11 protein-coding genes are annotated in these 15,592 nt (G+C 36.1%); 4 read left to right on the top strand and 7 right to left on the bottom strand.

The genetic code is table 11. From position 1 onward, the window contains the following. Nucleotides 1–19 precede the first annotated feature (19 nt). Nucleotides 20–2,137 carry a peptidylprolyl isomerase gene (locus CSC80_RS08900; protein WP_099191124.1) on the top strand — a complete coding sequence of 706 codons (2,118 nt, stop codon included), beginning with the start codon at nucleotides 20–22 and terminating at the stop codon, nucleotides 2,135–2,137. 50 nt (nucleotides 2,138–2,187) lie between these two features. On the opposite strand, the gene CSC80_RS08905 is transcribed toward CSC80_RS08900, so the two are convergent. Beyond that, on the bottom strand, nucleotides 2,188–3,099 hold the full coding sequence (locus CSC80_RS08905) for a GYDIA family GHMP kinase (protein ID WP_099191126.1): 912 nt from the start codon (nucleotides 3,097–3,099) through the stop codon (nucleotides 2,188–2,190). An 11-nt stretch (nucleotides 3,100–3,110) separates the two neighbouring features. Next, entirely contained in the window at nucleotides 3,111–4,427 is a 1,317-nt protein-coding gene (locus tag CSC80_RS08910; protein ID WP_099191128.1) for a hydroxymethylglutaryl-CoA reductase, degradative, read from the bottom strand. Between the two features lie 210 nt (nucleotides 4,428–4,637). On the opposite strand from CSC80_RS08910, the gene CSC80_RS08915 reads away from it, so the two are divergent. Together CSC80_RS08915 and CSC80_RS08920 are read left to right on the top strand one after the other, a co-directional pair. Then, complete coding sequence (locus CSC80_RS08915; protein ID WP_099191130.1) at nucleotides 4,638–6,803, top strand: S9 family peptidase; 2,166 nt, start codon at nucleotides 4,638–4,640, stop codon at nucleotides 6,801–6,803. Nucleotides 6,804–6,819: 16 nt separating this feature from the next. Next, nucleotides 6,820–8,352, top strand: coding sequence for a peptide MFS transporter (locus CSC80_RS08920; RefSeq protein WP_058105046.1), 1,533 nt, complete (start codon nucleotides 6,820–6,822; stop codon nucleotides 8,350–8,352). Nucleotides 8,353–8,358: 6 nt separating this feature from the next. Here the strand turns inward: CSC80_RS08920 and CSC80_RS08925 are convergent, their stop codons facing one another. The 5 genes from CSC80_RS08925 to surE all read right to left on the bottom strand — a co-directional run bounded on the left by CSC80_RS08925 (nucleotide 8,359) and on the right by surE (nucleotide 13,219). Continuing rightward, nucleotides 8,359–10,371, bottom strand: coding sequence for a ComEC/Rec2 family competence protein (locus CSC80_RS08925; RefSeq protein ID WP_099191132.1), 2,013 nt, complete (start codon nucleotides 10,369–10,371; stop codon nucleotides 8,359–8,361). Nucleotide 10,372: 1 nt separating this feature from the next. Next, nucleotides 10,373–10,939: a C40 family peptidase gene (locus tag CSC80_RS08930; RefSeq protein ID WP_099191134.1), complete on the bottom strand. Its 567-nt coding sequence runs from the start codon at nucleotides 10,937–10,939 to the stop codon at nucleotides 10,373–10,375. Between the two features lie 68 nt (nucleotides 10,940–11,007). Beyond that, nucleotides 11,008–12,129 (bottom strand): lipid-A-disaccharide synthase, encoded by a 1,122-nt coding sequence (gene lpxB / locus CSC80_RS08935; protein ID WP_099191136.1) that lies wholly within the window; start codon nucleotides 12,127–12,129, stop codon nucleotides 11,008–11,010. Nucleotide 12,130: 1 nt separating this feature from the next. Next, a complete protein-coding gene (locus CSC80_RS08940) occupies nucleotides 12,131–12,415 on the bottom strand; it encodes a hypothetical protein (protein ID WP_058105050.1) in 285 nt (94 codons plus the stop codon). Nucleotides 12,416–12,445: 30 nt separating this feature from the next. Continuing rightward, on the bottom strand, nucleotides 12,446–13,219 hold the full coding sequence (gene surE / locus CSC80_RS08945; RefSeq protein ID WP_058105051.1) for a 5'/3'-nucleotidase SurE: 774 nt from the start codon (nucleotides 13,217–13,219) through the stop codon (nucleotides 12,446–12,448). 190 nt (nucleotides 13,220–13,409) lie between these two features. On the opposite strand from surE, the gene CSC80_RS08950 reads away from it, so the two are divergent. After that, the gene (locus CSC80_RS08950) at nucleotides 13,410–15,548 is read left to right on the top strand and encodes a carboxy terminal-processing peptidase (protein ID WP_099191474.1); all 2,139 of its coding nucleotides are present in this window, start codon (nucleotides 13,410–13,412) and stop codon (nucleotides 15,546–15,548) included. Nucleotides 15,549–15,592: the final 44 nt, after the last annotated feature.

Raw genomic sequence — 15,592 nt, forward strand, 5'->3', positions numbered from 1 at the left:
ATTTTAAACGTTAATAAGAATGGCAGTATTAGAAAATATTAGGAAACGTACAACAGTGTTGATCTTGATCATAGGTTTGGCACTTTTTGCATTTGTTATTTCTGGGGTATTTACCAGTAGCAATTTTGGAGGAGATAAAGTAGGTTCGTCCGTAGCCGAAATTAATGGAGAAGATATTTCTATTGATGAATTTAGACAAGAGGTTGAGGTGGCTTCTAACAGAATTGGTCCTACTGCATCTAATATGCAAGTGGTAAATCAGGTTTGGGAAAATAAAATAAGAAAGACCATCTTAGGTGAGCAGTTTGAAGATTTAGGTATTGGTATAGAGCAAGATCAGATCGTTGACTTTTTAAGAACAACAGGTTATGCTCAAAATCCTCAATTTCAAGATCAAAATGGTCAGTTTGATGCAAATATGTTTAAGCAGACCGTTGCAGATTGGAAAGTGAACAACCCTGCGCAATATGAAGCCTGGTTGCAAACAGAAGCTGAGATCGTACAATTGGCAAAAGAGCAAACTTACTTTAACATGGTTAAGGCAGGCGTTGGTGCTACCTTAAAAGAAGGTGAGTTAGATTATAAATTGGCTAACGAGAAAATGGATATTAAGTATGTAAGAGTACCTTATACTTCTATTCCAGATAGTACAATTACAGTAACTAAAAGCGAAATTGCAGATTACGTTAGCAAGCATAAAGAAGAGTACAAGCAGGACCCTGCAAGAGATTTACAGTATGTATTTTTTCAGGAAAAGCCTTCTGAAGCTGATGAAGCTGCTATCAAAGAAGAAATCACAAAACTTTTAGACGATACGATCGAGTATAATTCTCAAACAGACCGTAACGATACTATCAGAGGTTTTAGAAATACAAAAGATGTTGCGGCATTTTTAGATAGATATTCAGACACCAAGTTCGATACTATTTTTAAGGCTAAGAAAAATTTACCATCTAGTGTTGCGGACACCTTAATGAGTTTGAACATAGGTCAAATTTACGGACCGTATAAAGATGGTGATTCTTATAAGATTTCTAAAATGATTGCTAGAAAACCAAACGGTTCGGTGAAAGCAAGTCATATTCTTTTAGCTTATGAAGGTGCTACAAGAGCAAACCCGGAAGTAAAGAGAACAAAAGAAGAAGCTGAGGCAAAGGCAAAAGAACTATTAAGGGAAGCAAAAAAATCTGGTGTTGTTTTTTCAACCTTGGCTAGAGATAATTCAGATGGTCCATCTGCTCCTAATGGTGGAGATTTAGGGTACTTTCAAAGAGGGGTAATGGTTCCTGCTTTTAATGACTTTGCATTTGGAAACTCAGAAGGTTCGATCGGTATGGTCGAAACAGATTTTGGATTTCATGTAATTAAAATTGATGATAAGGAAGATGTGGTTCAGATTGCAACTGTTTCAAGAGATATAGTAGCTTCAGAAGAAACAATAAATACGTTGTTTACCAATGCGACCAAATTTGAAATGGAAACTACAGATGATGAAAGTGCTTTTTCAACATTGGCAAAAGAGGGTAACTATGTTGTACGTCCGGTAAACAAAATTAAAGCTTTGGATGAAAACCTTCCTGGATTGCCAAATCAAAGAAATATTGTACAATGGGCCTTCAATGGAGATACTGAGGTTGGTGACATTAAGAGATTCAATATTAATAACGGTTATGCAGTAGTTCAACTTACAGGTTCTTACGCAGAAGGTGTTATGAGTGCTGAAGATGCTTCTGTGCTAGTGTTGCCTAAAATTAGAAAAGAGCGTAAAGCCGCAAAGATTATTGCAGCCAATAAAGGTAAAGACATGAGTGCTATTGCATCTGATAATGGTGTAAGTGTATCAAATGCTTCTGCTCTTACGGTAAAGTCTCCTACAATTCCTGGTGCAGGTAGCGAGCCTGTAGTGGTAGGAACAGCTTATAGTATGGCTGAAGGTGCAACTTCTGGTTTAATAGAAGGAAACACCGGAATCTTTAAAATTGAAATTGTAAAGAAAACCGAAGCACCTAAGCTTGATAATTATAGTGTATATGCAAATGCACTAAAAACAGGAGCTGCTGCTCGTGTAAATACAGCAGTGTATAACGCTCTTAAAGAAGGTGCGGAAATAGAAGATAAAAGAGCTACTTTTTACTAAAAAGTTAGTTTGGTAAATATAAAAGAGCATCTAATTTAGATGCTCTTTTTTTATAATATCATTTTTTGATAAGGCAGAACGGTATGGTAGCCTTTATTTTTAAAATATACCATATCCTCCTCTGTTCCAATAGCAAGGACAAAATCTCCGCCCCAGGCACCTAGACTTTTTATTGTATGCGAATAGTCTGCAAAAAGAGCGCTTTTAATAGTGGGTACCTGAAGTGTTTTAGATAAAATCTTTTCGTGTTGGTTGAGTAGGTGTTCAAACTCCTTCAAAGAAGTACAGCTTAAAATTTTATCGGTGATATTGTTGATTGTGCTAAGCAGTTCGGTTTTATTGAAATTCAAGTTGCGATAACTGGTAATGGCATCTCTACTATTTTTCTTTTCGTTCAGGTAAACAAAGAAAAGTCGGTCTTCAAAATTAGGTTTAAAACTGACTTCCTGTATGCTTGGACTAAAGCCATTTCTTTGATAAGTAATTGGCGTTTTATGTGTAGCACAAGCAATATCGTAACCACTACCGCCAAAGGTAGCCTCCAGTAATTCATAGGGGTTTATTTCTGCCCAAGATGCTATATTTGCTATTAAGGTAGAAGAAGTGCCAAGGCCCCAATCTCTAGGGAAGGTTACTTTTGTTTCTACATCATTTACTTCATCTGTAGTTGGTGAAAATAAAGGGTTAAGTTTTTTAGCCGCTACTAAAATTTGAGATAGCCTGTGAGCTACTTCCGGGTCAGAAGTGTGAATGGTTTCAAGCCTATTCTTGGAAAATTCTGAACTGAACCAAACAGCATCATTTTCATCTAAACTGTTCCAAATAAAATTCTCTGACTCTGAGTGGGATAAGCTCAGGTACTGTCCAAATTTGGTAGGCAAAGCCAAACCTTTGGCTCCGTCAAGAATAGCATATTCTCCAGTGAGCAATAGTTTACCGTTGCTGTAAAAGGATGTGGGCATATGGTAAAGGCTTATTTTCTTATCTCGTTAAGTTGTAGTTCCACGCCGTGGTGCGTTACGGGGTTGGTCTTAAAATATGTAACTAATTTAGCTTTTTCGTTTTCATTGGCGCCCAGCTGGTTAAGAATGTTCAAAAGGTGCATTTTCATATGTCCTTTTTGAATTCCTGTAGTAACCAATGAACTCACTGCTGCAAAGTTTTGTGCTAGACCTGCTACCGCTATAATTTGCATGAGTTCTTCAGCAGAAGGGTGTTGTAGTATTTCAAGGTTTAGTTTTACCAGCGGATGTAAATTTGTGAGTCCCCCAACAGTACCTAAAGCCAAGGGAAGTTCTATCCAAAATGTAAAGATTCCATTATCAATGGATGCATGGGTCAGGCTGCTGTATTGACCATTTCTACAAGCATAAGCATGTACGCCTGCCTCTATGGCCCTAAAGTCGTTACCAGTGGCCAAAACAACCGCATCTATACCGTTCATGATACCCTTGTTATGCGTAACCGCTCTATAGGGTTCTATGTGTGCAATTTTAATGGCCTGTACTATTTTTTCGGCGGTATGCTGTGGTGTTAATTCTTCTGTAAGTTTTAAATCTTCCACCGGGCAACTAACTTCTGCACGTAAGCTACAATTGGGTACGTAATTGGACAGAATGCTCATTACTATTTCAACATCTTTTTCCTGTGTGGAAAAATCATCGTAACTACCGGCCTCTTTTTTTAAAGTAGCTGCAAATTGCTCTAAACAGCTGTTGATAAAATTGGCACCCATGGCGTCCTTAGTTTCAAAGGTGGCATGTAGTTGGTAGTAGTTTTCTAGTTGCTTGGTTTTATCTTTTAAAACAATATCTGTAATACCACCGCCCCTTTTTTCCATGCTGGAAGTTAAAGAGGCACTTTCGGCTAATAAAATGGGCTTTAAATAAGTAAAAAACGAATTTAACCTATTGGTATCGCCCTTGTATATAAAGTGAACTTGACCTACTTTTTCGGTTCCTAATATGGTTGTTTTAAATCCTCCTTTTTTTAGCCAAAACTTTGCGGCTTTGCTCGCTGCCGCTATAACCGAACTCTCTTCAATGGCCATGGGTATGGCATAAAGCGTATCGTTTATTAAAAAGTTGGGAGCTATGCCCTGGGGTACGTAGAGGTTGGTAATGGTATTTTCTATAAATTCATCGTGCAACTGTTGAACGCTTTGGTCTAGATTCCAATACGTTTGCAGAATTTTTCTTGATTGTGCTGCATTCTGGGTGTAATTTGTGGTGATCCAATCTATTTTCTCTTCTTTGGAAAGTTTGGAAAAACCACTTATTGGCTCGGTCATTTAGGTATAACTTTCTACTAATGGTTCATGTTTTGTAAAGAATTGGACACCTCCAATAGATTCCAATTTTACGCTGGTAAAGATAAGCATATTGACCTGAATCTAATTTATCTAAGCAAAGCGTTAAAACCAGCTTCTTTTTTTCAGTAAAGCGTGTTTTTTTAAGGAAATAGTGGTAAACTTGAGAGATTTAACAAAATTCAAATTTTTATGCGAAAAACACACTTATTTACGTTGATTTTACTTTCGTTCAGCGTAATTATTTGGGCACAGGAAAAAAAGATATCAGTTTCCGAAATTTATCAAGGTGCTTTTAGAACCGAAGGTCTTGAAGCGCTACGTTCCATGAATAACGGTACTCAATACACCGTACTTCATACAAACAGGTTCAGCCAATCTACAACGGTAGATAAATATGATTATAAGACCTTGGAAAAAGTAGGTACCGTAGTATCTTCTGAAGATTTAGCCGAAATACCTACCTTTTCAGCTTATACCTTTAGCGATGATGAAAAAAAATTATTGCTCTCAACTGAAATAGAACCCATTTTTAGAAGGTCAAGGTTGGGTGTTTTTTATGTATATGAAATTGCATCTAAGAAGGTAGTAAAGGTTAGTGAATCAAAAATTCAAGAACCATTGTTTTCTCCAGATGGTAGCCAAGTAGCCTATGTGAAGGATAATAACCTCTATATTTTTACCATTGAAAGTGGTGAAACCAAACAAATAACCCAAGACGGAGTTAAGAATCAAATAATAAATGGTGTAACAGATTGGGTATATGAAGAAGAATTTTCTTTTGTACGAGCTTTCGAATGGAATGCCGATGGAAGTAAGATAGCTTTTTTACGTTTTGATGAAACAAGTGTGCCCGAATTTTCTATGGATGTTTACGGTACAGGGCTATATCAACAACCACACGTATTTAAATACCCAAAGGCCGGAGAGAACAATTCAAAAGTTACCTTACATCTTTTAGATGTGGCTAGTGGTAATATTGCTGCGATAGATTTAAATAGCGCATACTACATACCAAGAATTAAATGGATGAACCATAAAGATATGTTGAGTGTTCAAACCTTGAACAGGCATCAGGATCATTTAACAATGTATGCCGTAAATGCTAAAAAGAATGAAGTATCTGTTTTACTGGAAGAGAAAGATGATGCTTATGTTGATATTACCGATAATCTTACTTTTTTAGAAGATGATAGTTTTATTTGGACCAGTGAGAAAGACGGTTATAATCATATATATCTATACGGGGAAGACGGTAATCTTATGAGTCAGATCACCAAGGGAGATTGGGAGGTTACCAAATACTATGGTTACGATCAAAACGAAGATAAAATTTATTATCAGTCTACCGAGAACGGATCAATAAACCGTGGGGTATATAATATTAGTAGCGGCGGAGATGATAAAAAGGCATTAGCTGTTACCCAAGGAACCAACAATGCTTCATTTAGTACAGATTTTACGTATTTTATAAATACGTATTCTAGTGCTGAAATACCACCTGTATACACACTGCATAAGGCAATAAACGGTAAAAAGGTAAAGGATATAAAAGATAATGGTCCATTATTACAAAGACTGGAAAGTTATGCTGTGAGTCCTAAAGAATTTTCTACAATTTCAATTAATGGCAATGATTTGAACATGTATATGATCAAGCCAAAAGATTTTGATTCATCTAAGAAATATCCATTATTTATGTATCAATATAGTGGTCCTGGATCTCAAAATGTATCTAACAGTTGGATGGGGGCGAACGACTACTGGCACCAGAGTTTGGTGGCAGAAGGTTATATTGTTGCCTGTGTAGATGGCCGTGGTACGGGTTTTAAAGGAAGGGATTTCAAGAAGGTTACCCAAAAAGAGTTGGGTAAATATGAAGTAGAAGATCAAATAGCCGCTGCTAAGAAATTAAGCGAGTTACCATACATTGACGAAAGTAGAACAGGTATATGGGGCTGGAGCTATGGTGGTTTTATGTCCACAAATTGTATTTTAAAGGGTAACGACACTTTTGAAATGGCAATTGCGGTAGCACCTGTTACCTCATGGGCTTTTTATGATACAATATATACAGAGCGTTATATGCAAACGCCACAGGAAAATCCAAGTGGATATGATGATAACTCACCGTTTAACTATCCTCACTTGTTGGAAGGCGATTACTTACTTATTCATGGTACTGGTGATGATAATGTTCATGTGCAGAATTCAATGCGTATGATCGAGGCTTTGATACAGGCAGATAAGCAATTCGATTGGGGAATTTATCCGGATAAAAACCACGGTATTTATGGTGGAAATACAAGAATTCACCTCTATAACAAAATGACCAATTTTATTAAAGAAAAACTATAATCAAACTAACATCAATATGACTGAAAGTACCGAATTTTCAGACCAAAAGCAGGTTTTTGGGCACCCACAGGGTTTATTTTACTTATTCTTTGCAGAATTATGGGAGCGTTTTAGCTTTTACGGAATGCGTGCACTGCTCACGCTCTACATGATAGACGTAATATTCAAAGCCTTGGCAGAAAGAGATTATGCTACGGCGGCAGTTTATTCTTCCTATGGTTCATTGGTATACGCCTCTACCGTAATTGGTGGCAAATTATCAGATAAGATTTTAGGAATGCGAAACTCAATTTTTTTGGGCGGTATTCTTATGTCCATAGGGCATTTTGTATTGGCTATAGAAAACAATATGGCCTTCTTTTTGGCCTTGTCTCTCATTATTGTGGGTAACGGGTTCTTTAAACCTAACATTTCTACTTTTGTGGGTACGCTGTATGAAAAAGGAGATCCTAAAAAAGATTCTGGATTCACCATATTTTATATGGGTATTAATATTGGGGGCTGGGTAGCTCCATTATTATGTGGATGGCTGGCCGCAACATATGGCTGGCACTATGGTTTTGGTCTGGCAGGAATAGGTATGTTGACCGGGTTGATCGTTTTTTGGAGCGGAATTCAAAAAAATGTATTTGGCGATAGAGGTTTACCTCCAAATGAGCAAGTCTTGGAAAAAAAGGTACTTGGTGTAAAACAAGGAATTCTTGTGCCGGTTTTAGCTGTGTTGTCTGCACCGTTGATTGCGTTGTTATTATCTTCTTATAAGGCAGTTGCTACAGAAGGTATGTTTGCGGATCAGAATATTGTCAATATTATATTTACAGGTATTGGTATAGCGGTTTTGGCATACTTGGCTTACGAAATGTTCAAAGCGAATATTAAAGAGAGAAAAGAATTGTTTGTCGCGGTGTTACTTACCTTTTTTATGACCATTTTCTGGGGTTTCCATGAACTATCCGGAAGTGTAATTACGTTGTTCGCAGCAAGAAATATTGATCTTGACGGTATTATGTCGGCTGCACAGACCAATTCTTTGAACTCTATGTTTATTATCATTTTGGCTATTCCTATTTCAATGATGTGGACATGGTTAAGTAAAAAGAATTGGAACCCTAGAACGCCTTATAAATTTGGATTGGGATTACTTTTTGCGGGAATCAGTTTTTACGTTCTTGCTATTAGTGGCGGTAGTGCCAATGAAAATGGTTTTGTACCGTTCACATACTTGTTGCTAATGTATTTCTTGCTATCTGTGGGTGAACTTTTTATGTCACCTGTTGGGTTGTCTAAAATGACCGATCTAGCTCCTGCAAGGTTAATAGCTTTTATTATGGGGGTATGGTTCTTATCATCTGCCTTTGCATTCCAAATTGTTGGCTTCATCGGTAAACAATTGGCTATAGAAAGTTCAGATGGTGATGTAAATGGTTTTGAAACCTTAACGGTATATACAGATGGCTTTTTATTAATAGCCAAGTATGCTATAGGTGCAGGGTTAATTGTACTGGTAGCATCACCGATCATTAAAAAGTTAATGGGTAAGGTACATTAGTATTCCTTATTTAAAATAATAAGCTCCCTTTTCACCTGTGTAGTGGAAAGGGATTTTATTTTTAATACAAGTAATTTTCCAACGGTCAACATAACTTTTGTAGTTACTGCCATCTGCAATAATTTCTTTAGGTTGTATGCTATCTATTAATCGGTCCAGATTAATTTTTGGTGATTGTGTTAAAAGAATTTTATCGGATGTTGAAAGGGGATAAACACCGGTACTATCAATAATCAGCAACGAATTATTTTTAATATGGTAACCGTTTTTTAAGGTGTCAAAACTAACGCTATGTATGCGATCAGCAGTTCTATATCTTGAAATTAAATAGTCTGGTTGGTTATAGTTATCTGTTAAAACGGTCAATTCTTTTCCATTTCTATTAAAAATTATGCGCTCCTTGGTTTTGTGCAATACCATAGCTTCAACCTTTTCATTTGTGTTGATTTCTTGATATATCGTATAACCTTGAAAACAAAGTACACTGCCAAGACACAATAGTATTCTTTTAGAATTAAATCTTGTAAATAATTGAACTCCCATGACTAAAACTATGAAGGAGAGTATCAGCTGCACCACATCAAAAGGAATATCACCGAATATAAAGCTTTCTTGTCGAGCGACCCAGGCTATAAGGTTATTCATAAACCCAATAATTTTATTGTATAACCAGACGAATTGAGCGGGAAGCCAGTTGAATATAGATAGGAAAACAACCAAAATCCCCATGCCTAAAATAACACCTAATGCAGGTACGATAATTAAGTTGGAAACAAAGAACAAACCGGGAAATTGGTGAAAATAGAACAGACTAATTGGTAGAACACCTAGTTGAGCGGCTATACTTACACATAGTAATTGCCAAAAATAGCGCACCACTTTATTTTTTGGAAACCACAAATCCCTAAGAATAGGAAAAATCCAGAGGATGGCGAAAACCGCTGCATAGCTCATTTGAAACCCTACTTGAAATAGTAGGTTGGGATCTATGAACAATAAGATAAATAGAATGGATAAAGCCAAAATGTTGAAGGTGTTGCTAGGTCTGTTTAAATACAGTGCATAGGCTACAAACGTAAACATAGTGGTGGCACGTATTATGCTGGCTGAGAGTCCGGCTATAAAGGCAAATGCCCATAAAAATATGACTGATAGCAATAGGATAATAGTTCTGCCTTTAGGAATTTGTTTTAGCGGACTCAATAGAAATTGAATTAATAAAAGTAAAATACCTATATGCAGTCCAGATACGGCTAAAATATGTACGGCACCGGCTTTTTGGTAATTGGTGTAGGTCTCTTCGGAAATATCTGATCGTTGTCCTAATAGCAACGCTTGAATTACCCCGAATTCATCTTCACCAAAACTTTCTTTTTCAAGTTTTGAAATAATATGGTTTCGAACACTTGAAGCTATACCTTTTAAAGTGGTCCTTGACCTAGAGGTAATTGTAAAATGATGTTGTTCAATCTGCATTTGATGATAAATACCAACATTTTTTAGATAGTTTTTATAATCAAATTGGTGCGGGTTTAAGGTAGGGTATATGTCGGTTAACTTCGTACGGGTCACAAATTCATCATCAATATGAAACTGTTCTCCAGAAGAATCTTTAGGAATGCTTATTAATATAGTTCCAGTGGTAGGGTGTTGACCAATACCTTTTACCGTTGCATAGTACCGATATGAAAATGGATTGGGCTTTAACACACCCTTAATTTTCAAGGACCATAAATCACTGTTGGTGTAAGTGATCTTCGTGTAATGGTCATTGTGGTTTATGGGTTGGGCATTAGTGTAACAATATGTGCCTAAAATCACAAAAATTAAGGCAGAGACAATTCCAAAAAATATAGATTTTGTGTTTTTTTCAAATAAAAAAATGGCGGATAATAGTACAAAAAGAGCACCAATAAATATACCTAAGTAGAGCAGGTCAAAGGAGAAAAATTTCCCAATTAAAATTCCAAGAATAAGTAATAGCGTTAATCTAATGGGAATAAACGCTAAGAGCTTCATTTTATAATATTCTTGTGGCTTTTACAAAGGCTTGGTTCCAAAAACCGTCTCTTAAAGAAGAAACAGTAACACCTCTTGAAGTAGATGCGTGTATAAAGGTTATTTCATCATTATCAGTACCCACCACCATACCTACGTGGTTAATTCGTTTTGATCCACGGGTGGTCTTAAAAAATAGTAAATCTCCTTTTTTAATATTCTTTACGGCTATTCTATGACCTTCTTCCGCCATATGAAAAGAAGTGCGTGGCAATTGCACATCATGCTCTCCAAAAGATACATATAATAATCCTGAACAATCCATCCCTTTTTTGGTAGTGCCACCAAATTTATATCGTGTACCCGCAAATGAAAGAGCGGTATTAATAATATCGTCTGCTTTTGTATTGGTCGGTGCGGGTGGGTTTATGTTGTGTTCTTTATGATAAGTAGGTTTTTCAGTATTACCCGTTCGCTCATTATTTGCGGCGGCAACAGAGATTCTTCGTTCCTTGTCAGAACTGGAACTTTTTTTAACACCACAACTGGCTAAAAAACAAATAACTATTAAGAAGGGTAGTTTACGCATAAATTAGGGAATACACTGTAATACGTGTAACTTCAAAATTATAGAATTATTTTTTAAAATAGATCTACCTATGCAGTTTTAGCATTTTCAAGGATCAAAGAAGCAGCATTGGAACTTGCTCCTGCACCACCTAATTTTTTAATAAGTTCATTGTAAGATGATAGTTGTTTTGCCCTTGCTTCACCATTTAAAATAAGGGAGAGCTCTTTTTTTAAATTCTGCTTTGTAAGGTCATCTTGTATAAGTTCTTTAACAACTTCTTTTTGCATGATAAGATTGACCAGAGAAATATACTCTAAAGTAATAATGCGTTTGGCAATTTGGTAAGAGATCCAATTTGCCTTATAGCAGACTACTTGTGGTACTTTGAACAAAGCAGTTTCTAATGTGGCCGTACCGCTGGTAACAAGGGCGGCTTTAGAAACCGTAAGTAAATCATACGTTTTATTTTGAATGAACTTTACATTGGCATCTTTTAAAAACGAACCATAAAAATCTTTATCAAGACTAGGGGCGCCGGCAATAACAAATTCATAATCTGAAAAATCAGAAGTAAGTGAGAGCATTACACTGAGCATTTTTTGAACCTCTTGTTTTCTGCTTCCGGGAAGTAATGCAATAATTGGTTTTTCAAGGTCGAGACTATTTTGTGCCCTGAACTCACTTTCATTTAATATTGGTCTATTGGCAATGGCGTCCAATAAAGGATGTCCCACAAAATTGACAGGAAAATTATGTTTCTTTTCATAAAATTCTTTTTCAAAAGGCAGTATTACATACATGTGGTCTACCGTGGCTTTAATTTTTTCAATACGCCCCTCTCTTGATGCCCAAATTTGAGGAGATATGTAGTAATTGGTCAAGAAATTATGCTCTTTTGCCCATTTGGCAATACGTAAATTAAATCCGGAATAATCAATGAAAATTATAGCGTCCGGTTGAAATGCCGCAATATCTTGTTTACAGAACTTAATGTTTTTGAAAATAGCGTTCAGGTTCATGAGCACCTCAAGAAACCCCATGAAAGCAAGCTCTTTGTAATGTTTTACCAATGTTCCACCAGCATGTTGCATTAAATCTCCGCCCCAGCATCTGATCTGGGCATCACCATCTTGTGCCATGATTGCTTTGATCAGATTAGAACCATGTAGGTCGCCCGAAGCTTCACCTGCAATAATGTAGTATTTCATTTTAAAAGATTTTATAATAGAGAATTATAAAAGCGGTTAAAATGGTAGCGATCAAAACCCCTTTTGCTCTATGATCTCTTTTGATTTTTAAAAAACCAAAAAAAGCAATTAAGTTTAAAATGGCGCCCAATGCTAAAAGACTGCCAATATGCTCTTGAGTAACGGCAGCCTGAAATGTTTCGGTAATACTCAAATCAGAAAATAAAAGAATATATAATAAAGTACCAATGGTATTAGCAATGATACCTACAATAAAACCGATTATAATTTCTTTTTTAATGTTCATTAAAGTGTTGCTTCTAAATAATATTATCAATTAAAAATTCCAAGTATTCAATTCCTGAATAACATGGTGTGCTGTTAAATCAAATTGAGTGGGTACTACTGAGATGTAACCATTGGCCAATGCCCATTCATCTGTATCTTCACCTTTGTCCAAAAGTTCAAACTCTCCCGTTAGCCAATAATAATCTTTACCCATGGGGTTGGTTCGTTTGTCAAATTTTTCTTTCCAATTTGCCTTTGCTTGTCTACATACTTTAATGCCTTTTATTTTTTTCTTTTCTAGCTTAGGTATATTGACATTCAAAACCGTTCTTTTAGGAATGCCATTTTCTAAAGCTTGGGTAACGATCGTAGCAATAAAATCTTGTGCATGGGAAAAATCTGCATCCCAATTATAGTCACAAAGAGAGAAGCCAATAGCGGGAATGCCCTCTATACCAGCTTCAATGGCCGCACTCATGGTACCGGAATAAATAACGTTGATAGAAGAATTTGCACCATGGTTTATGCCACTGACACAGATGTCGGGTTTTTTGGGCAGTAACTCTTGCAATGCCAATTTTACACAATCCGCAGGTGTTCCGCTACAACTATATTCTTCAATATCATCATTGTCCAAGTCTATTTTCATTTTTTTTGAAAATAGGGCGGTGTCCAAGGTAATAGCATGCCCCATACCAGATTGCGGACTATCCGGTGCAACGACCACAACATCTCCTATTTTTTTCATAATGGAGATCAGCATGCGTAATCCGGGTGCGGTAATACCATCATCGTTGGTAACTAAAATCAATGGTTTTTCCATAGCGTATACTTTCTGTAGTAAAAATACGTTTTTAAATATGATATGTTCCGATGGCCGTTTAACAAAAAATTAATCGCAAGCCCATTAAATGGCATGGTTTTTTCTTTACCTTAGAGGTTTAAGTGGCTTTTACCACTACTGTAAACCCTCAAATTCGGAGATATTGAAAAGGAAAGTAAAAGATAATTTTATGAAAAGAAATTTAGCCTACGTACTGTTATTGATGTTAGCGGCAGTTGCATCATGCAGTTTTACCAATAAGAATTTTGAAAATGACGATAAGGATAAATTATTGTTGGATCTCATCACTTACGTACTTGAAAAGGGGCATTATGAGCCAAAAGCATTGAACGACGATTTTTCCGTTCATGTATTTGAAGACTTCATAGATGTCATAGATCCTACCAAAAGATATTTTTTAGCTTCGGATATTGCCGAGTTCGAAAAATATAAGTTTCAAATTGATGATGAAATTAAAAATACCGACATCACTTTCTTTAATATAGTTTATGAAAGATTAATGCAACGTATGAATGATGCAAAGGGTATTTATAAAGAGGTTTTGGAAACTCCTTTTGATTATTCCGAAAATGAAAGCATCAGTATAAAGTATGATGAAGAGCCTTTTGCGGCAAATAGGGAAGAGCTTAAAGAACGTTGGAGAAAGCAGTTGAAATATGCTACTTTGGGTACTTATGATTCTAAGATTTCTCACATGGAGAACAAGGAAATCGAAAGTACCGATGAACATGATCATACTGCTCATTCACCAAAAGAAGCTGAAGAACAATCTAGAAAATCTACGGAAACTACATTGGATGAATTTTTTGATTTTGTTGGTGATTTAGAGCGCAAAGATTGGTTTGTACAATACATCAATACCATAGTAGATGAGTTTGATCCACATACATTCTACTTCGCTCCAGAAGAAAAAGAAAAGTTTGATACCAGCATGTCTGGTAAATTTGAGGGTATTGGGGCAAGACTTCAGAAAAAGCCGGAAGGTGCAAAGATTGTAGAGATCATTTCTGGCGGACCAGTTTGGAGAGATCAACGATTAGAAGTTGGTGACGAAATTATCAAGGTAGGTCAAAATGGTGAAGAACCTATTAATATTGTTGGTATGCGTTTAGATGATGCCATCAAATTAATTAAAGGTGCACAAGGTACCGTTGTAGACTTAACGGTAAGAAAAGTAGATGGGTCATTAGATGTGGTTTCCTTGACAAGAGATGTTGTAGAATTGGAAGAGTCATATGCGAAATCTGCAAATATCATTAAGGGACAAGAGAAATTTGGGATTATAAATTTACCAAAGTTCTATGTTGATTTTAATGATTATAGCGAAAGAAATGCAGCTACAGATGTAGCCAAAGAAGTAGAGCGTTTAAAGGAAGAAGGCATGGAAGGTCTTATTTTGGATTTACGTGATAATGGTGGTGGATCTTTAAAGACCGTTGTTGAAATGGCAGGTCTATTTATAAAAGATGGACCAATTGTTCAGGTTCGTTCTAAAGATAAGGGTAAAGATGTATATGATGATAAAGACGAAAGAATACAATGGGATGGTCCTTTGGTTATTCTTGTAAATGAATTGTCTGCATCTGCCTCTGAAATTTTAGCTGCGGCAATGCAAGATTACAAAAGAGCAATCGTAATTGGTAGTAAGCAAACATTTGGTAAAGGCACGGTACAAAATGTAATACCGCTGAACAATATGTTGCGTAGTAATGAACATGGAGATTTGGGAGCTATAAAGATTACGACCCAAAAGTTCTACAGAATTAACGGCGGTTCTACACAATTAGAGGGTGTAAAAAGTGATATCATTGTTCCAGATAGATATAGTTATATTGATTTAGGCGAAAGAGATCAATCCAATCCATTAGGGTGGGATAAGATTACTCCTGCGGATTATAAAGCTTGGGATGGTTATATAGATTACGAAAAAACCATTGCCGATAGTAAAAAACGTATGGCCAACAGTCCTCAAATTAAATTGATCGAAGAAAATGCCAAATGGTTAAAGGCTGAACAAGACGAGACGGAAATTTCTTTGAATTATGATACCTATAAAGAAGAAAAAGACAAGGATAAAGAACAGTCTGATTATTTTAAAAAGCTAACGGATTACGATTCACAACTTACCTTTCGATCTTTAGGATATGAGGAACAATTATTTACAAAAGATTCAGTTTTACGTGAAAAACGTAATAGATGGCATAAAAATCTAGCCAAAGACGTTTACGTTGAAGAAGCGGTAAATGTTTTGGAAGATTTAAAAATGAATAACATTAAGCAAGGCAAATTGGCAAGTGTTAAGAATTAAAGAGATAAATAAGCTTTTAAAGCCGCTACATATTAATGTAGCGG

Origin of the sequence: Maribacter sp. 6B07 (assembly GCF_002700155.1) — a bacterium.
GTDB classification, from domain to species: Bacteria; Bacteroidota; Bacteroidia; order Flavobacteriales; family Flavobacteriaceae; genus Maribacter; species Maribacter dokdonensis.